Raw genomic sequence first — 19,978 nt, 5'->3', positions numbered from 1 at the left:
GGTGGAGGGTTAAATCCCCCACCAAGCGAAGCCATCTTTTGCAAGGAGTTGATCTGCTAATTTTGGTCCTGTTGTGCCAGCTTCATAATTAGGAAAATCCTTGGCTTTCTCTTTTTCCCAAATAGATGATATTGTATCAACAAATTTCCAAGAAAGAGCGACTTCATCCCAATGAGTAAAGTTTGTAGCATCACCCCTCATACAATCAAAGATGAGTTTTTCATATGCTTCAGGCGTATTTATGCCGTCCACACAATTATTGCAATAATCTAGCTGTATAGGTGTTGTTTTCATCGTCTGTCCACTCCTTTTTGCATTCAAATGCAATGTAATTCCTTCATCAGGTTGAATGTGTATGACGAGTAGGTTAGGGTGCATCGTTTCCCCTTTTTTATAATAGAGGTTCATCGGTACATCATTAAATTGAACTACAACTTTCGTTGATTTTGTAGGCATTCTTTTACCTGTTCTTATGTAAAAAGGTACCCCTGCCCAGCGGAAATTATCGATAAGTAGTTTTCCAGCTACATACGTTTCAGTATTAGACTCTGCATCAACTAAATTTTCTTCACGATATGCACTCACGTTCTTATCGTTAACGATACCTTTGCCGTATTGACCACGAACAAAATAATCATTAACTTCTTGTTCTTCTATTGGACGAAGTGCACCTAATACTTTTACTTTCTCATTTCGAATTTCTTTTGTTGCAAGCCTACTTGGTGGCTCCATTGCTAGGAGAGATACGATTTGTAGCATATGGTTTTGCAACATATCCCGCAATGCTCCGGATTTTTCATAGTATCGTCCACGATCTTCCACACCAAGTGATTCACTAGACGTGATTTGGATATTTGATATATATCTATTATTCCAGAGCGGTTCAAATAAAGCATTCGCAAAGCGAATAACTTCGATATTTTGAACCATTTCTTTACCCAAGTAATGATCGATACGATATATTTGATCTTCAGAGAAGGATTCTCTAATTTGTTCATTTAATTTTTGTGCCGATGGTAGGTCATGCCCGAAAGGTTTTTCAATGACTAGCCTTGACCACCCTTGAGTGTTTGTTAATCCTTCTGATTTTAAGAAAGAGGCAATTGTACCGAAAAACTCCGGAGCCATTGCTAAATAAAACATTCGGTTGCCCACGGTGTTATATTTCGTATCAAGTGTGTCTACTAACTCCTTTAATTGCTCGTATGAAGAACTATTCGTTACGTCAAAAGGGTGATAGTAAAAATGCGACGTAAAATCATCATTATCAAGCTCTTGGATGTTGGAATCTTCAATCGAAGTTTTTACATCGTTACGGAACTCTTCGTTTGATAAAGGCCGCCTTGCAACCCCCACAACTGCAAAGTCATTAGACATCTTTTTTTCCTTAAATAGGTTATAAATGGAGGGATATAATTTTCGCTTTGCTAAGTCACCTGTTGCTCCAAAAATAATAATAATTGCTTTTGGTTTTTCTACATTGCTCACGCTCAAAACCTCTCTCTTCTCGTAGCGTTAAAAGTATTTATGCAATACTTAATTGTGGTTTGTAAGTAAAAGGAAAATATATGATATTAGCTGATCCTTTATATTTAGTTTTATCATAAATGACTACAAAAATAAAATTTATAGCAACCAATTTTATGTTTTAAAAGAAAAAATACGATAAAACAGGCTAATATTCTACATATTTATCGAAAAAACCCGACACCTACATAGTAAACTTATGTATTAAATATATACTTAGTAACTAAGGTCTATTAATACAACAACTACTGTTATGATGAAGTTCTGGAGTCATTATCTGAAGAAATCATACATGAGTTTAACTATCATTTTTCTTTTTGCCTAATCCAACTGTAGTTGTTATGCTTAGTATAGCGCAACGGTGGGGGAGGTATTATTATGGAAGTTATTTTTTTAGGAACAGGGGCTGGTGTACCTGCAAAGGAGCGGAACGTAACATCAATTGCTTTACAATTGTTAGAAGAGCGTGCATCCGTATGGCTTTTTGATTGTGGTGAAGCAACTCAACACCAAATTTTACATACGTCAATTCGCCCGAGGAGAATAGACAAAATTTTTATCACCCATCTTCATGGCGATCATATTTTTGGACTTCCAGGGTTATTAGGAAGCCGATCGTTTCAAGGTGGAGAAACACCAGTGACAGTTTATGGACCGAGCGGTATTAAAGATTATTTAACCATCTCCTTAAAAACTAGTAGCACCCGTTTAAAATACGATTTACATATTCATGAAATTGATGAAGGATTGATCTATGAGGATGAGCAATTTCATGTTACTGCAGGTAAACTTGAACATGGTATCACTTCCTATGGATATCGAATTGTTGAAAAAGATTTACCAGGAGCGTTACTTGTAGACGAGTTAAAAGCACGTGGTATCCCCCCTGGTCCAATATACCAACAATTAAAAAAGGGTTTAACTATTGAGTTAGAAAACGGTGACATCATTGATGGAAAACAATTTATTGGTCCAAGCCAAAAAGGAAGAATTATTACGGTTTTAGGAGATACGAGAAGCAAAGAAAAAAGTGTTGAACTCGGTAAAAATGCAGACTTATTGATTCACGAAGCAACTTTTGGAGGAGCAGAAGAAGAGTTAGCTTATAATTATTTTCATTCAACTAGTTATGAAGCTGCAGAGATTGCAAAAAAGGCAAATGTTAAAGCTTTGATGCTAACACATATTAGCTCGCGCTATCAGGGGAGTAGCTCTGAAGTGCTTGTAAATGAGGCTCGTGAGATATTCGATAATACATATATGGCTCATGACTTTTTGTCATACCCTATTCCAAAATTATCAAGAGGCATGAAAGGCTAATGTCAATTTTTTTGGTATGAAGTTAGTTTCTACTTCATCTAAAGGGGGTGTCATCAGGTGGGGAAAAGCTCCACCTGATGAAATAGATTGCTCTACGGTAGAATTGGGTATGCTAAGCTTTGCTATTTAACAAGTTGTGTTAAAGCTGCCCCCAATTCAGTTGATCGATCAGTTGCCCGTTTTATACATGCAATGACAGCTTGTTGATATTGGTGCTGTTCTAGGACCTGTATGCCAGCCTCTGTTGTACCACCTGGACTTGTCACCTCGCGTCTAAGTGTGGCCGGTTGTTTTTCTGATGTCTTTAACATTTCTGCTGCCCCGATAATTGTTTGTAAAATAAGCTCTTTGGCAACAGCTTTATCTAGGCCAATTTCAACTGATGCATTTTCCATTGCTTCCACTAAATAATATACATATGCTGGCCCACTTCCAGAAAGGCCTGTTACAGCATGTAACTTGTCTTCAGCAACGATAGTAACGATCCCAACAGTTTCAAACAATGTCCTAGCAATTTCTAAATGGCTTTTTGAACTATATGTTCCTTGTGCCAAAGCAGTTGCGGATTTGCCAATGGTTGCAGACGTATTTGGCATGGCTCGTATAACAGGGTTCTTTTCCTGTAAAAGTTCATTTATAGATGTCGTAGAAACGCCTGCCAACAATGAAATAATGAGCTGATCTGCTCGAATATATTTCGATATGGAGGACAACCCTTCAGCCACATCTTTCGGTTTCATTGCTAGGACGATAACATCCGCATTCTTTATAAGGCTTTCTTTAGAGGTAGTCGTTGTCACCCCATATTTATTCGATAATTCTACTAAACGAGAATGGTTGGAGCGATTTGTTACTGAAATTTGCTTTGGTTGATACAGTGATTCCTTCACCATACCAGCTATTAGCGCTTCAGCCATCGAACCTGCTCCGATGAAAGCAATGTTTAACTCAGTGCTCATTGTAATCCCTCCAAAATCAAATTGATATTCCAAAAAGCATGTGAAATATAAAAAGACCTATTCCATCCATAATAAGGACGGAATAGGTCTATTTCCGCGGTACCACCTTCATTGACAATAACACTCGATACTCACAATTCACGAATGAAAATCGTCCAGCTCTCTCCCGTAACGAGGGTATACGGTTAGTTTTGCTAACTGCTCCTGGGTAGGTTCATTGATTAAGCGGGTTATGAAATCTTTCAGCCGATGGATTTCATTCTCTTATTACCATTAATCATTTACTAGTCCCATTCAGTGCATTTGCTATATGGTTAGAAGGCATAAATTGCCTAGGTTATTTGTGTCTAGATATCGAGCTCGATCGGGTTCAAGTCGTTTCAGACAAACATTTGAAGACAAAAGGTGTATTCAAATGTTTGTCTTTCAGCTCATGTACCCAACAAGTTTTGATTTTCAGTTTTCTTATTTGTTTGTCATTATGAATTGTCCACATCTATTTGTCAATAGCTATCAGTTGATTTTTTTTACCACATTAACGCGTTATTATATCTAATTATTTGAATATAATGACAAGTGAGAGGAAAACATGTAAACTATGATACATAGTATATGATTATTAAAGTCCTCATGTTAGGGGAGCTATAAAATTGTAAATTAACAGCTGAAAAATGATTATATAAATATAATTGAACATGAAAGGGTGAAAAGTAATGGAACAAATTTTAAAATTAACTGTACCAACACCATTTCCAGTTGGTGATGTTAATATGTATCTCATAAAAGGTGACAGCTTAACGTTAATAGACGCTGGAATTAAAACAGAGGAAGCATGGAATGTTTTTAGAACTCAATTAAAGGAATACGGCTATCGCCCAGAGGATATTGAGCAAGTTGTTATTACACATCATCATCCAGATCATGTTGGTTTACTAGAGTATTTACCTGCTGATCTACCGGTCATTGGTCATCCGAAAAATGAACCATGGATTAGTCAAGATAAGGAATACTTAACGCAAAGGGAATCTTTTTTTACATCACTTTTTTTTCAAGCGGGTATCGATCCAGCTTATATGCCTCTCATAGCAAAAATGAAACTGTCTCTCCGCTTTTCTTGCACTCGGTCATTAACACGTGAAATTATTCAAGGCGATACGATTGACGGTTTGCATGAATGGAAGGTTATAGAAACACCAGGGCATGCCCAAAGTCATATCGTGCTTTATCGCGAATCAGATGGACTGCTAATTGCAGGTGATCATTTATTAGCAGCTATTTCACCTAACCCGCTGCTTGAAGCACCTATGTTTGGTGAGATAAATCGTCCAAAACCTCAATTACAATATAATGAGTCAATTAAAAAGCTACTTGATATTGATATCTCTTATGCTTTTACTGGCCACGGAGAAGATATAGAAGATGCACATTCGTTAATTCTTAAACGCCTTGATAAACAAAAAGAAAAGGCATATTATGTGCTAGACATGTTAAAGAAAAAACCTATGACTGCTTTTGAGGTGTGTAAGCAGTTGTATCCTTCTGTTTATCAAAAAGAGTTAGCTCTCACAATGTCTGAAGCGTTTGGGCAATTGGACTATTTAGTTGATATCAACGAAATTGTAGTCGATACATCGAGCGAGCAATGGCTATATTCCGCTCAAGTTTCTAAAGTGTTGTAAAGTGAACAAATAGAAAGTGTTTAAAGGCTAACGGTTTAGGACCAGTTAGCCTTATTTAAGTAGATGGCTTTTATTCTAAACCACTATATATTGTTTTAAATTTTTTATCTTCAAATTGTACTGCTAATTCGTGAGTTGTTTCTTTTTCAGACCTCAGTGGGTGTGAATAATGAATAGGTAGCTTAAACATTAAAACGTATATATTTTAACAATTTAGTGTATTTTAGAAGTAAATATTTACAAAAAATGCTTGCACTGATACTATAAAAAAAACTAAAAATTGTAATCGCGACGACGAGAAGAGTAGATAATATTAATTCTTTCCAGAGAGCTCCAACTGCTGAAAAGGAGTAAGAATTATTTGTTGAACCAAGCCTCAGAGTATCGCATTGGAACTTATTTTAAGGGATAGTGTGACAGGTGCTCCTGTTATAGAGCTAGGGTATAAGTATTAAATTTTAATACCGTACCTGAAGAGGTTAATATGGTGACATATTAACAAACTGGGGTGGTACCACGATATATAATCTCGTCCCCAAGACATAACTAGTCTTGGGGGTGAGATTTTTTTTGTTGAACCATTCAAATTTAAATTTAGGAGGATAGAAAATGAGTGAGAATAAGATAATTACCAACGGTTTTATAGATAGATTAATCGAAGACGACTTATTGGATGGTACTTTTAATAGACCTAATTGTACAAGGTTCCCACCTGAGCCAAATGGATATCTTCATATTGGTAGTGTTTATGCTATTCATACAAACTTTATGGTCTCTCAAAAGTTTAATGGAAATTTTAATCTACGTTTTGATGATACAAACCCTTTAAAAGAGGATATTGAGTATGTTAATGCAATTATTGAGGATATTAATTGGTTAGGCTATCGCCCAGGTAATCGAGTATTTTATGGGTCAGACTATTCTAATGAAATTTTTAATGCTGCTGTTACATTGATAAAAAAAGGTAAAGCTTATGTTTGTGACCTTTCTCCTGAGGAAATTACAAATTATCGTGGTACTTTAATTGAACCTGGAAAAAATAGTCCATATAGAGAAAGAACTATTGAGGAAAATTTAACTTTATTCTTAAAGATGAAAAAGGGTGAATTTCCAACAGCTTCTAAAGTATTACGAGCAAAAATAGATATGGAGTCGCCAAATATCAATTTAAGAGACCCTATCTTATATAGAATTATTCACAAAAACCATTATAGAACGGGTAGTGATTGGTGTATTTATCCGATGTATGATTTTGCACATCCAATTCAAGATTCAATAGAAGGGGTTACACATTCTCTATGTTCCATAGAATTTAGAGACCATCGCCCGTTATACGAATGGGTATTAAGTGAACTCGATGTAAAAGAACCACCGAAACAAAGAGAGTTCGGCAGAGTAAATCTAACAGGAGTTGTAACTAGTAAAAGATATTTAAGAGAGCTGGTAACAGAAGGGTATGTAGATGGATGGGATGACCCGAGATTACCAACAATAAGGGGATTAAGAAGAAGAGGAGTTACTCCAGAAAGTATCAGAAAGTTTATCAATGAAATTGGTTTTGTAAAACATCAAAGCACTGTTGATTATGCAATGCTTGAAAGTATCGTTCGTAACGAACTGAAACCGAAAGTGAAAAGTGTTATGGCTGTCTTAAATCCTTTAAAGGTTACTATTACGAACTTTGATGAAAATAAGAAGGAAATGCTATCAATTGACAACAATGTAGAAAATCCTAATTTAGGAAAAAGAGATGTACCTTTTTCAAGCGTAATCTATATTGAAAAAGATGACTTTATGGAAGTGCCCGTAAAAGGTTTTAAAAGATTAACATTGAATTCAGAGGTTCGATTAAAGGGAGCCTATTTTATTAAGTGTAATGAAGTTATAAAGGATGAGACTGGTGAAATTATTGAACTTCGTTGTACGTATGACCAAAAAACAAAAAGTGGAACAGGTTTTACAGGCAGAAAAGTAAAGGGTACGATTCATTGGGTTTCAGCTCTACATGGTGTAAAAGCAGACGTTATATTATATATATGAGAAATTATTCGAGAATGAAGATATCGTAAAGGACAAAGAAAAAACATGGATGGAAAAAATCAATCCGAATTCGAAAGTGATTAAAAAAGACTGTTTCATAGAACCTGCTATTAACAACTCAAGGATTGAAAATAAGTTTCAATTTTTCCGTCATGGTTATTTCAACGTAGATAAAAATTCATCAGCCGAAAAGTTAATTTTTAACAGAATTGTTGCATTAAAAAATTCTTGGAAAAGAAAATAGAATGAAGATAATCCTATATATAATTCCAAATGAAGTGATAAAATTACAATATCAGTAAACGTCTAGTAAACCAGAAACTACTTTAATTATTAAAGCAATCAATATCTATATTGGAAAATAATTGAAAATGGATTAGTAAATGTTCGATCCTATCAGGTGTATTAATGCATGTGAAAATACAATGTTTGTCTATAGATAAAAAAACTTTTAAAGGCTACAATTGATAAAACCGTCATAAATAAAATGAGCTAATATGTCTCTTATGAAACTTAATTTTTGCGGGGGAGAAGGATGAGTACACTATTAAACAAAAATATCGTTATTACAGGAGCTTCCTCAGGGATTGGTGAAAAAATTGCATTGAAGGTGGCTAAGCTGGGTGCACGACCTATACTGCTTGCTAGATCTGAAGATAAATTAAAAGAGATTTCATTATATATAAACGAACAAGCTTCAGTCGATAGTCTGTATTTTTCACTTGATGTAAGTAACTTACATCAAGTGAAAGTAGTTTTTCAACAAATTTATCAAGAGGTTGGACATATAGACATTCTCGTAAATAATGCCGGATTCGGTATTTTCGATGCATTTATTGATGCAAATATGGATGATATTGAACGAATGTTTGCAGTAAATGTACTTGGATTAACGGCTTGTACGAAGGAAGTGTTACCTTCTATGCTAAGCAATAACTCAGGGCATATTATAAATATTGCATCTCAAGCGGGAAAATTGGCTACACCTAAATCGAGCGGTTATTCAGCAACTAAACATGCGGTAATTGGATTTACTAATAGTTTAAGAATGGAGCTTGCTAAAACAAACATTCATGTTTCGGCAGTTAATCCTGGGCCAATTGAAACAAATTTTTTCAACACTGCTGACAAATCAGGTAATTATGTGAAAAATGTAAAAAAAATAATCTTGAAATCAGATTATGTGTCTGAGCAAATCATAAAATTAATGATTAATCCTAAGCGAGAGTTAAATTTACCTAGATGGATGAATGCTAGTAGTGTTTTGTATCATTTATTTCCTAGAGCTTTTGAGAAATTTGCAGGAGTATTTGATAAGAAATAACATTAGTTAATGAGGAGTAATTTAACATTACACAAAACAAACCACCGCTATGAACGGTGGTAACTTGTCTAAGAGCGCTTAGTTAAGATTTGTGAATTTATGGAATTGTGATATAATTCGGGAATCACTGCTACAGCAATAGAATATTGATTCTATGGTCCATTTGAGTTTGAAGAAAATGTTGTTGGGGGAGGACTATTTGTTATGCATCTTTCTGAAGATGCCAACTCCCATTTTATTTCACACATATCTCCATCGTTACCTCCACTACACGAAGCGGTAACTCTTGTTACATTATTAAAAGAAAAGCTAAAGTTTTGTGTCACAATTAAATCCTGTTGATGTAATAATAGGTTATTTGATAAGATACGTATAGTTGCATTAGAGCAAGGTCCTGTACCGGCTCCATTGGTAGAGATTGTTCCACTTAAAGAGCCTTGGGTATTTCCAGTGAAAATTGTGTATTCAGATGCCCCACAAGATAAGTTAACACTACTGTTCATCTGGTTAACAAAGGTAGGGCAATCGCAACAAGCTGTCTTCTCTGCGGTAGTTATCTTAGTGCTACCACAACATGACGATGTAGTATATTTACCCATTTTTTAACTCCTTTTCATAGTTTGTCTAGTGTATTTTATTCTTGCTAATCAGCATTGATTGGGCACGAGGGTAAATAATATCTTCTTTGGTGATAGTAGTTGTTTAGTTATCTTATACAATTCAGTAAACCTTGCTCATGTATTACAGAGTAAGGTTTTTTTGAGTGGAAAGTCCATAAGTAAAGAAATTACTAAACTTATTTTGTTATACATAGTACAACTTTAACAGGAATACATTGAGCATAAATGGATTTGCAAGAATAAATTGAGGCACTACTTTATAGGAGGAATTTGCCGTTGAAAATGCTTGTTACAGGGGGGGCTGGATTCATTGGTAGATGGGTTGTTAAACAGCTTTTATCAGATCAGCACAAAGTGTGGATAGTGGACGACCTATCTAACGGCAGAACAGAAAATATTGAAGAGTTTATTGGAAATGAAAATTTTATGGAGTTTGTTCATGGGGATATTAAAGACATCGTTTTATTAAACGAGCTCTTTCAACAAAAATTTGATCTTTGTTATCATCTGGCGGCGAGCATTAATGTTCATGATAGTATTGAGCATCCCGATACAACTTTTAATAATGATACAATTGGAACATTCTACATTCTTGAACAATGCAGGAGATATGATGTAAAGCTTGTTTTTATGAGTACATGTATGGTTTATGATCGATCTTCAAACGATGTTGGTATTAATGAGACACATTCAATTAAACCAGCATCTCCATATGCAGGAGCGAAAATAGCAGCTGAAAATATGGTGCTCTCTTATTATTATTCATACGGTCTTCCTGTAGTAGTTCTTCGCCCGTTTAATACGTATGGTCCGTATCAAAAATCAAATGGCGAAGGTGGGGTTATTACTAAATTTCTGCAAAATAAATTGAATGGTCAAAGCTTAAATATATATGGGAATGGGACTCAGACGAGAGATTTTCTTTTCGTAGATGACTGTGCTCAATTTGTCGTTACAGCAGGCTACTCTAATCAAGCAAATGGCGAAATAGTAAATGCGGGGTTAGGATCTGATATTACAATAAAAGAGTTAGCAAAGATAATTGTTAATGGTGATCAATCTAGGATTCGACTCGTTCCTCATATTCATCCTCAAAGTGAAATAGAGAAACTATTATGTAATTTTGATAAGGCAACACAATTATTAGGATGGGTGCCGAAAGTGAGCTTAGAAGAAGGCATAAGAAGAACAGAGGAGTGGTTAAAAGATAGGTGGAAAAAAATATAATGATTTATGCTAACAGGACATAGTGGAAGGCAAATACGCTTAATGAATATACATTAGACCTGAACTACCCATGCTGATACAGACATACCCCAAACTACAATTTAGTATACGAGTTGGTCATGAAAAAATAAGCAACTGAATCAAAAAAAGAGGCATCTCAATATTCTTAGAAATGATCGGTAAACAGCCTAGGAATGGTTTATACAATTGTAAATAAGAGGTGATGGAAAATGAAGAGGGTATTGGAAATCACCCCATTTTTAATAAGTGGTTCTGGAAAAGTTGTAACTACATTATCTTTAGAATTAAGAAAATATTTTGAAGTAACTGTGGCAACTTCAAATCCAGTTGAACAAATAAAGAATTGGGAGGAATATGAAGAAATATTAAAGAAAAATGATGTTCCTATTATAAAAGTTGACTCCTTTAAACGTGATTACAAAAATATGTGGACAGAAATTATATCGTTGACAACTATTCTAGATCAATTTGACCTTGTTCATGTGCATGCCGGATATCCAGCTTTCTTAGTAAATATGGCAAAGAAACTTTGCGGTAAAAACATTCCAATTGTAGCAACGTTTCACAGTTGGAATGTTAATAGGCCAACATGGATGAACATAGCAGATGGTTATGCATTTAAAATGTGTGATGAAATATATACAATGTCATACTATTGGAAACAATTTCTAGAGGTGAACGTGAATATTGATAAGAACAAATTAGAGGTTGTCCCTTGGGGAATTGATGTGGAATATTGTGAGAATATTAAGATAAATAAAAAGTTAAAAACATTATTTTGTCAGAGCGATGAATTTTGTTTTGTTACTTTAGGGCGTGTAGAAGAAAGGAAGGGGCTATTATATTTAGTTAAATCTTTTAAAAAAGCGCTAACTCAAATTAAAAGAGCGAAATTAATCATTATAGGTGAAATTGCTGAACAGGACTATTATGAGAAAGTACTAAATGAAATACATCTGAGTGGTATACAAGAACATGTTGTGTTTACTGGTATGCTGAAAAACCCTCTCGAATTGGTTAAGTGTTGCAATGTTTTTGTGTTTCCTACACTAAGTGAAGGCCTAGGTATTGTTGGGCTAGAGGCGATGGCTCTTCAAGTCCCTGTAATAGCCTCTTATACAGAAGGTATTCAAGATTACTTACGGCCGAATATTAATGGCATAGGGGTGAAGCCAGGGAATATAGATGAACTTGCTGATGCATTAATTTATTCATATGAGAATTACTATAAATTATTAGAATTAACAAAAAACGCAAAAATGACTGTGAAGAAGAAGTATGATATTAACGATTGTGTCAGTAAATATGTAAACACGATTAGAAGACATAACCAATAGTTATTCTTAACACTCTTTAATATGAATAACAACTATTGCTACAATTCAATTCTATGAAAACTGTTAGCTACTTTCACTATTAGTTCAAGGTTCCAATCGGATTTACCGAAAATCATACAAAGTAAGTAACGGAATAATGTTTAATCATGACAGTTTGTTAAGAAGGAAAACATTCGTAACAAAAACATGCTAACATCTGTGACTTAAATTGCCGTTAATTTACGAGATAAATTGTACTTAGTATTCTAAATTCAAAGAATGTTGACCTGAATGATTTTATTAGTATTCTCTCTTCAATATTGAAAATCATAATGAGAGTAGGGGAATAAATGCACCACGTGTTACTATCAGGTGGTTCGGGGAAACGGTTGTGGCCAATTTCTAATGATTCAAGATCAAAGCAGTTTTTGAAGATATTAAAAGATGACAATGGCAATGTAGAGTCAATGGTTCAGAGAGTTTTACGTCAACTGCAATTGGCTGGTGTAAGGGATTCAATATACATTACTGCACCTAAATCTCAAGTAGAAATAGTACAAAATCAAATTTCTTCACCTATATCACTCATTGTTGAGCCTAACAGGAGAGATACGTTTCCAGCTATATCGTTAGCTGCAACTTACTTACTATCATTAGGAAATGACCTTGATGAGGTGATTTGTGTCATTCCTGTAGATTCTTATGTTGAAAATGATTTTTTTACTAAGGTACTAGAATTAGAGAAGGTTGTAAATGAAACAGAATGTGATATTGCCTTAATTGGAGTACGTCCTGTATATCCGTCTGAAAAATATGGATATATTGTGCCGAAGCAATCTTTTGTTCAAGGTTCTTACTATCATGGGAGTTACTTTATTGAAAAACCGAATGAAAAAGAGGCGCAACAATTAATAAAAGAAGGTGCACTTTGGAATTGTGGGATTTTTGCATTTAAACTAAGATATTTAATAAATTTATTAATACAAAAAGGTATATCGGTTACATATGACAAGTTGTTAAGACAGTACGAACAATTAAAGAGAATTAGTTTTGATTTCGAAGTTGTCGAATTTGCAAAAAATATAGTCATTTTGCCATATGAGGGTGAATGGAAGGATCTAGGTTCTTGGAACACTTTAACAGATGAAATGTCTAATAATATTGTAGGAAATGGGAAAATAAGTGAAGATTCAACGAATATACATCTAATAAATGAACTAGAGATTCCTACATATGTATTAGGAGTGTCGGATGCAGTTGTTGCAGCAAGTCCAGACGGGATTTTAGTAAGTAGCAAAAGAGCTAGTCCTCGATTAAAAGACTTATTAGATGGATTTGAACAACGACCCATGTATGAAGAGCGTCGTTGGGGGTGGTATCGCGTTCTTGATTATACCAAGTTAGCAAATGGTATTGAAGTACTAACAAAAAGAATCTGTATTTACAAAGGGAGAAACTTAAGTTATCAATTGCACAAAAAACGAAATGAAACGTGGAAGATTATTTCAGGTAATGGAATATGCATATTAAATAATAAGGAGTTTCATGTAAAGGATGGAGATGTTGTTAATATTCAAATTGGTGATAAACATACGATAAAAGGGTTAACTGATATTGAAATTATCGAAATACAAATGGGTAAGGAGCTTGTTGAAGAAGATATTATTCGATTGTTTATAGATTGGAACACAATTCAAAAGAGTATTTTTTAGGGGGGAAAAAATAAAAATTAATATTCTTGTAACAAGCATTTCAAAAAAAGTACCGATGCTAAAAGCAGTGAAAGTAGCAGCTGAAAAAATCAATAGTAACATAAAAGTGTACGGAGTCGATAGTGATGAAGCTTGTATCGGTCGTTATTTTGTTGATCAATTTTGGAAAATTCCTAAGTTAGATAAGCTTACAATTGATTACTTACTTCAATATTGCTTAGAAAACAATGTTACCTCCATTATTCCTTCTCGTGATGGAGAATTATTATTTTTTGCTAAGCATAAAAATGTATTAAATAAAAATGGTATCTTCGTAATGATTGCCACAAAAAAAGCTGTAGGCAGATGTTTAGATAAATACCTATTTAGTAAATTCGGAACGAAGCATGGCTACCCTGTAGTTCAAACGGAAACAAGTTTTATAGATTTGGTACGCGATAACCAATTTTATGTAGTAAAAGAAAGGTATGGGGCTGGATCAAATAATATTGGCTTGAAATTAACAAAAGATCAGTCAATCAAGTATGCCGAAAAGCTAGTTACGCCCATTTTTCAACCATATATTGAAGGGGAAGAGATAACCGCAGATGTATATGTAACGAGAAATGGAGAAGTGAAAGGTATTGTTACTAGAAAACGTGTATTAGTAGTTAATGGTGAATCACAAATATCTACTACATTTCGTGATCAACGATTAGCAAGGCTTTGTTCAAAAGTGGTTACTGATTTAGAGCTATATGGTCATATTGTTTTACAAATAATAGTTGATAAGAATGGCCACTTTCATATTATTGAATGTAATAGTCGTTTTGGTGGTGCTTCTACATTAAGTATAGCGGCTGGCTTAGATAGCTTTTACTGGTTTATGTTAGAAGTAAGTGGGAATGATTTACACAAATACCCTTTTGTTCGCTCTAATAAGGAAATGATGCTTGTTCGGTACCCTGAAGATTTAATATTGTGAGCTAGGCGGTGAGCATTTGGAGATTCTAATAATTATCCAAGCTCGAATGGGCTCGACACGATTACCTGGTAAAGTATTAAAACCGTTAGGCGCGAGTACGGTTATAAACTATGTCGTTTCTAGGTGTAAGCAAATTCAAAAGACTTTGGGTATCATAGTGGCAACTTCTACCCTCAAACAAGATGATCAAATTGAAGAATGGTGTAAAAAACATGATATTACTTGTTATCGTGGAAGTGAAAGTGATGTACTAAGTCGTTACTATCATTGTGCAAAACAGTATAACCCAGATTATGTTATTCGTGTTACTGCAGATTGTCCATTTATAGATTATAACTTTGCAAACCAAATCATAAATCGTATGGAGAAGAATCTGGCAGATATTGTAATTGTTCATGGACATTTACCTCGTGGATTAGTTGTTGAAATGATTGCATTTACTGCCCTTGAATTTATTTATAAATATGGTTATGAAACCCGTCACCGTGAACATGTTACTTACTACGCTTATGAACATCCATCGAAGTTCAAGCATACAAAAGTAATCGCACCTAGTTTTCTGAATCATCCTGAGCTGAGGATTACCTTAGATACCATAGAGGATTATCAGATGTGTTGTGTGGTAGCTGATTATTTTAAGGGAGAGATTCTAATTCCTTCTCGAGATGTGGTGGAATATTTAGTTACACATGCTAATGTAGCAAATATGAATGCTCATATCACTCAAAAACCTGTAGAATAAATAGTCAGGTTGAGCTCAATTGGAGGATAACTATGAACACTGTCTTTAGAGTAGACGCATCTACGCTAATAGGTACTGGTCATGTTATGCGTTGTCTAGTGCTTGCTGAACAATTAAGAGAAGAAGGATATGTTGTTTTTTTTATATCAAGGGAGCTTGAAGGAAATCTTAACTCATATATTGAATTACAGGGATTTCGTGTGATTCGTCTTTATAAGCAAATTCATTCAGAGCAAGAAGATGCGGATGAAACTTTGCAAGGACTACAAGTGATTTCTAACCAAATAGAATGGCTTATCGTTGATCACTATCGTATTAGCGAAAAATGGGAGAGTATAGTGAGGAATCGCGTTTCTAAATTGATGGTAATTGATGATTTAGCTAACAGATATCATCATTGTGATATATTGCTTGATCACAATTTTATTAGTAACTACCAAACTCGCTATGACCTACTCGTTCCACCTCATTGTAAAAGAATCCTCGGACTAAAACACCTACTCATTAGAAAAGAATTTATCCATGAAAGAATACAACTAAAACAAAGAGACGGGAATGTCCGTCGACTACTGATTTTCTTCGGAGGTAGTGATCCAACAGACGAAACTGAAAAAGCTCTAAAAGCCTTGAAAAAAATTGATTATGATTTACATCATGTAGACGTCGTCGTTGGAACTTCAAATCGGAAACAAGATGTGATTTATATGATGTGTGAACAACAAGGTTATCAATATCATAGTCAAATCACCGATTTTGCAAGATTGCTATCAAAGGTGGATCTCGTAATTGGAGCAGGCGGTATATCGATGTGGGAAAGATGTTATTTAGGTGTCCCATCTATCACTGCGATTGTTGCAAAAAATCAACAACCATCAGTTTGTGCTGCTCATCAATATGGGGCTGTATGGAAAATCGGTTGGCATGAGGATGTCAAAGTAAATGATTACGCTGCAAAAATTAACGATGCTTTAAGCTCACCTCAAAAGTTAATTAACATGAGTCAACGAGCGTTAGCTATTACAAATAGGCGTACAAATAATCAACAACATAGCGTTGTCAAAACAATTTTACAAATGAAGGGAGGGGAAAAATAGGTGTATGAATGCAAAATAGCTAACCGCTATGTTGGTAAGGGTCATCAACCGTTTATTATTGCGGAAATGTCCGGCAATCATAATCAATCATTAGATCATGCGTTAACAATTGTAGAGGCTGCAGCTAGAGCTGGTGTCGACGCTATAAAACTACAAACATATACAGCAGATACGATGACAATAAATATGAATAAAGAGGAATTTTTTATTAACGATTCTAATAGCTTATGGCAAGGTCAGACATTGTATGATCTGTATAAGAAGGCGTATACGCCTTGGGAATGGCATGAGACGATATTTAGCAAGTGTGAGCAGCTTGGCATGGTCGGGTTTAGTTCCCCCTTTGATGTGACTGCTGTAGATTTTTTAGAAGCATTAAATGTTCCTGCTTATAAAATTGCTTCATTTGAAAATGTAGATATTCCGTTAATTAGAAAAGTAGCTGCGACAGGGAAGCCTGTATTTATATCTACCGGCATGGCAACAGTTGCTGTGCTTGATGAAGCAGTTCAAGCAGCGAGAAGTGCGGGGTGCAATAATCTAATTTTATTAAAATGTACGAGTTCCTATCCTGCATCCGAAATCTATTCAAATATTGCGACAATCCCCCATTTGGCCGATTTGTTCAATTGTGAGGTAGGGTTATCAGATCATACTATGGGGTTAGGTGTTCCAATAGCTAGTGTTGCTTTAGGTGCAACAGTTATTGAAAAACATTTCACGATGTCTAGAACTGATGATGGGATAGATTCACCATTTTCTATGGAACCAGATGAGATGAAAATGCTTGTTACCGAAGTAAGGAAGGCTTGGAGATCGATAGGAAAGGTGAGCTATGGTCCAACAGAAGGAGAGGTTTCGTCGTTGCAACATCGGCGATCTATATATATTACGGAAGACTTAAATGCAGGAGAAATGATTACAGAAAAAAATATTAGAATCATTCGACCAGGTAATGGTCTTGAGCCGAAATATTATGACATTTTATTAGGCAAGCGTGTAAAGGAAAGTGTTAAGAAAGGTACCCCTGTGACATGGAAGATGTTTTAACTAATTTCGACTTATTCACCTTTTCAATGTCATGTTCAAACAGATTAAATATTAACATAAACACCTAATTTTATTCCAAGTGTAGTGTGAAGTAATAGTGAAATCTATGAGGGGAAGTAGGTGTTATTTTGTTTGAAGGAAAAAAAATTTTGGTGACAGGGGGAACCGGAAGTATCGGTAAGGCACTAGTAGATATTTTGTTAACATTTGACCCTGCTGTTGTACGTATACTTAGTCGGGATGAAAATAAGCAATTTGAAATGCAAGAAGAGCGAAAAGTTCAAAAAGAGCTGCGCTTTTTATTAGGTGACGTTAGAGATAAAGAACGTCTTAGTTATGCAATGAAAGATATTGATTACGTGTTTCATTTAGCAGCGTTAAAACATGTCCCTGCTTGTGAATATAATCCATTTGAAGCAGTCAGAACAAACGTAATTGGTTCACAAAATGTCATTGAAGCAGCTCTTGAAAACAAAGTGAAGAAAGTGCTATTTTCAAGCAGTGATAAAGCAATTAGTCCTACTAATACAATGGGAGCTTCCAAGTTAATTGCAGAAAAACTTTTTGTTTCTGCCAATTCATATAAAGGAAATCATAAAACTGTTTTTTCTTCAGTCAGGTTTGGCAATGTAATTGGATCAAGAGGGTCAGTTATTCCTTTATTTTTTAAGAAAATAATGAAAGAAAAAAAAATAACAGTTACCGATTTAAAAATGAAGAGATTTATGATGTCACAAACTGAAGCATGCTCGTTAATGTTAGATGCACTTCGGATTGCCAAAGGTGGAGAAATATTCGTATTAAAAATGCCTGTAGTTCAACTAAACGATTTAGTTGAAGCAATCATATCAATTGTTGAGGAAAAATTTAATATATTAAAGGATGAAATTTATGTTGAAGAAATCGGCTTACGACCTGGGGAAAAGGTTGTTGAAGAACTTTTAATGAATGAAGAAATCCCGTTAGTTTATGAGAAAGATAACATGTTTATTATTCCTAGCGATTATACAAAAGTTGAAGACGCGAGTAAGACGGTTAAAAGTGTTCATTACCGGGCTGACTGTTTAGCTTGTAACCAGTTAGCTGTGAAAGACATCAAAAACATTATATTGAAAGAGGTAAATTTATTAGATTTTTTATGGTCTGATCGATGAAGAGGAGGAATGTTATGTTAAATAAATTGGCTATACACGGTGGCAAACCCGTTCGAAATGAATTCCTCCCTTACGGCCAACAATGGATTGATGACCAAGATATTAACATAGTTATCGATGTTTTGAAAAGTAAATATTTAACCACTGGACCTCTTCTTGAAAAATTTGAGAAAGAGATTTCAACATATGTAAATAGTAAATACGCTGTTGCATTTTCAAGTGGAACGGCTGCACTTCATGCTGCTGTTTTTGCTGCCGGTATTTCTGAGGGGGATGAAGTAATAACAACACCAATAACGTTTGTAGCAACTCCGAATTGCGTTTTATATCAGAGAGGCTCTCCAATTTTTGCTGATATTAATCTTGATACGAATAATATTGCAGCTGAGAATATAGAGGCGTTAATAACATCACGAACAAAGGCGATAATTCCTGTAGATTTTGGAGGTCAGCCTGTTGACTTGGATGACATTATGAGTATTGCTAGGAAACACGATTTAATCATTATTGAAGATGCAGCTCATGCTCTAGGTGCTAAGTATAAGGGAAGACAGATAGGATCAATAAGTGATATGACAATGTTTAGCTTCCATCCAGTAAAGCACATTACTACTGGTGAAGGAGGGGTTATTACAACAAACAATCCAAACTATTATGATAAGCTCATCCAATTCCGTAATCATGGAATAACTAGAAACTGTGAAAAGATGGGGGAGAACGAAGGGGCGTGGTATTATGAAATGCAATTTCTAGGCTTTAATTATCGTATGACTGATATCCAGGCTGCACTAGGAATAAGTCAACTCAAAAAAGTTGATTCATTTATAAGTCGTAGGAAGGCTATAGTAAGAAAATATAATAGTGCTTTTGATAAGCTAAATCAACTTACTCTACCTTATGAAAAGAATGATAGGCTTTCAAGTTATCATTTATATGTCATTAAATTGGACCTGCATAAATTAAACGGGGCTCGTAAGGAAATATATGAGGCTTTAATAAATGAAAATATTGGAGTTAATGTTCATTATATACCTGTATATTTACAACCTTATTACCAGCAGCTTGGTTACCCACGAAGTCTTTGTCCTGTAGCAGAAAAGTTTTACGGCGATGCTATTACCTTACCATTATTTCCGAAAATGACTGATGAAGATGTTGAAAGTGTAATAAAAGCAGTCCAAAAAGTCATTTTTTACTTTGCCAAATAAGAAATATTTCATTGAAAATGA

Annotated in this window: 15 protein-coding genes, 1 pseudogene and 1 other annotated feature; of the genes and pseudogenes, 13 read left to right on the top strand and 3 right to left on the bottom strand. The window is 34.7% G+C overall.

Annotation, left to right across the window (positions count from 1 at the left end; translation table 11 throughout):
* Positions 1-9: 9 nt before the first annotated feature.
* The gene (gene zwf, locus JM172_RS00955; protein ID WP_214480165.1) at positions 10-1,488 is read right to left on the bottom strand and encodes a glucose-6-phosphate dehydrogenase; all 1,479 of its coding nucleotides are present in this window, start codon (positions 1,486-1,488) and stop codon (positions 10-12) included.
* A 417-nt stretch (positions 1,489-1,905) separates the two neighbouring features.
* On the opposite strand from zwf, the gene rnz reads away from it, so the two are divergent.
* Positions 1,906-2,847, top strand: a complete 942-nt coding sequence (gene rnz, locus JM172_RS00950) for a ribonuclease Z (protein ID WP_214480164.1) — start codon at positions 1,906-1,908, stop codon at positions 2,845-2,847.
* A 122-nt stretch (positions 2,848-2,969) separates the two neighbouring features.
* Here rnz and proI read toward each other — a convergent pair whose 3' ends face one another.
* On the bottom strand, positions 2,970-3,806 hold the full coding sequence (proI, locus tag JM172_RS00945) for a pyrroline-5-carboxylate reductase ProI (RefSeq protein ID WP_214480163.1): 837 nt from the start codon (positions 3,804-3,806) through the stop codon (positions 2,970-2,972).
* 713 nt (positions 3,807-4,519) lie between these two features.
* Here proI and JM172_RS00940 point away from each other — a divergent pair.
* The 3 genes and pseudogenes from JM172_RS00940 to JM172_RS00930 all read left to right on the top strand — a co-directional run bounded on the left by JM172_RS00940 (position 4,520) and on the right by JM172_RS00930 (position 8,849).
* Complete coding sequence (locus JM172_RS00940; RefSeq protein WP_214480162.1) at positions 4,520-5,485, top strand: MBL fold metallo-hydrolase; 966 nt, start codon at positions 4,520-4,522, stop codon at positions 5,483-5,485.
* Positions 5,486-5,767: 282 nt separating this feature from the next.
* Positions 5,768-6,025 (top strand) — a binding site (T-box leader).
* A gap of 69 nt (positions 6,026-6,094) precedes the next feature.
* Positions 6,095-7,769, top strand: a pseudogene (locus tag JM172_RS00935) (glutamine--tRNA ligase/YqeY domain fusion protein).
* Between the two features lie 291 nt (positions 7,770-8,060).
* Positions 8,061-8,849, top strand: coding sequence for an SDR family NAD(P)-dependent oxidoreductase (locus JM172_RS00930; protein WP_214480161.1), 789 nt, complete (start codon positions 8,061-8,063; stop codon positions 8,847-8,849).
* A 152-nt stretch (positions 8,850-9,001) separates the two neighbouring features.
* Here the strand turns inward: JM172_RS00930 and JM172_RS00925 are convergent, their stop codons facing one another.
* The gene (locus JM172_RS00925) at positions 9,002-9,448 is read right to left on the bottom strand and encodes an S-Ena type endospore appendage (RefSeq protein WP_214480160.1); all 447 of its coding nucleotides are present in this window, start codon (positions 9,446-9,448) and stop codon (positions 9,002-9,004) included.
* Positions 9,449-9,745: 297 nt separating this feature from the next.
* Between JM172_RS00925 and JM172_RS00920 the strand changes: the two genes are divergently transcribed.
* The 9 genes from JM172_RS00920 to pseC all read left to right on the top strand — a co-directional run bounded on the left by JM172_RS00920 (position 9,746) and on the right by pseC (position 19,957).
* A complete protein-coding gene (locus tag JM172_RS00920; protein ID WP_214480159.1) occupies positions 9,746-10,696 on the top strand; it encodes a dTDP-glucose 4,6-dehydratase in 951 nt (316 codons plus the stop codon).
* Positions 10,697-10,926: 230 nt separating this feature from the next.
* Positions 10,927-12,054: a glycosyltransferase family 4 protein gene (locus JM172_RS00915; RefSeq protein ID WP_214480158.1), complete on the top strand. Its 1,128-nt coding sequence runs from the start codon at positions 10,927-10,929 to the stop codon at positions 12,052-12,054.
* Positions 12,055-12,383: 329 nt separating this feature from the next.
* Positions 12,384-13,745, top strand: a complete 1,362-nt coding sequence (locus JM172_RS00910) for a sugar phosphate nucleotidyltransferase (protein ID WP_214480157.1) — start codon at positions 12,384-12,386, stop codon at positions 13,743-13,745.
* A complete protein-coding gene (locus JM172_RS00905; RefSeq protein ID WP_352222733.1) occupies positions 13,714-14,709 on the top strand; it encodes an ATP-grasp domain-containing protein in 996 nt (331 codons plus the stop codon). Before JM172_RS00910 ends, JM172_RS00905 begins: the two co-directional genes overlap by 32 nt.
* A 16-nt stretch (positions 14,710-14,725) precedes the next feature.
* A complete protein-coding gene (locus tag JM172_RS00900; protein ID WP_214480155.1) occupies positions 14,726-15,451 on the top strand; it encodes a cytidylyltransferase domain-containing protein in 726 nt (241 codons plus the stop codon).
* 32 nt (positions 15,452-15,483) lie between these two features.
* Entirely contained in the window at positions 15,484-16,545 is a 1,062-nt protein-coding gene (pseG, locus tag JM172_RS00895; protein ID WP_214480154.1) for a UDP-2,4-diacetamido-2,4,6-trideoxy-beta-L-altropyranose hydrolase, read from the top strand.
* Positions 16,546-17,595 (top strand): pseudaminic acid synthase, encoded by a 1,050-nt coding sequence (gene pseI / locus JM172_RS00890; protein ID WP_352222605.1) that lies wholly within the window; start codon positions 16,546-16,548, stop codon positions 17,593-17,595. It begins immediately after the preceding gene.
* Between the two features lie 125 nt (positions 17,596-17,720).
* Positions 17,721-18,749, top strand: a complete 1,029-nt coding sequence (locus JM172_RS00885) for a polysaccharide biosynthesis protein (protein ID WP_214480437.1) — start codon at positions 17,721-17,723, stop codon at positions 18,747-18,749.
* 14 nt (positions 18,750-18,763) lie between these two features.
* Positions 18,764-19,957, top strand: a complete 1,194-nt coding sequence (gene pseC / locus JM172_RS00880) for a UDP-4-amino-4,6-dideoxy-N-acetyl-beta-L-altrosamine transaminase (protein ID WP_214480153.1) — start codon at positions 18,764-18,766, stop codon at positions 19,955-19,957.
* Positions 19,958-19,978 lie beyond the last annotated feature (21 nt).

Origin of the sequence: Bacillus sp. SM2101 (genome assembly GCF_018588585.1) — a bacterium.
GTDB lineage: Bacteria > Bacillota > Bacilli > Bacillales > SM2101 > Nanhaiella > Nanhaiella sioensis.
Note: the sequence above shows the minus strand (reverse complement) of the source record. Positions and strands in the feature narration are given on the sequence as shown.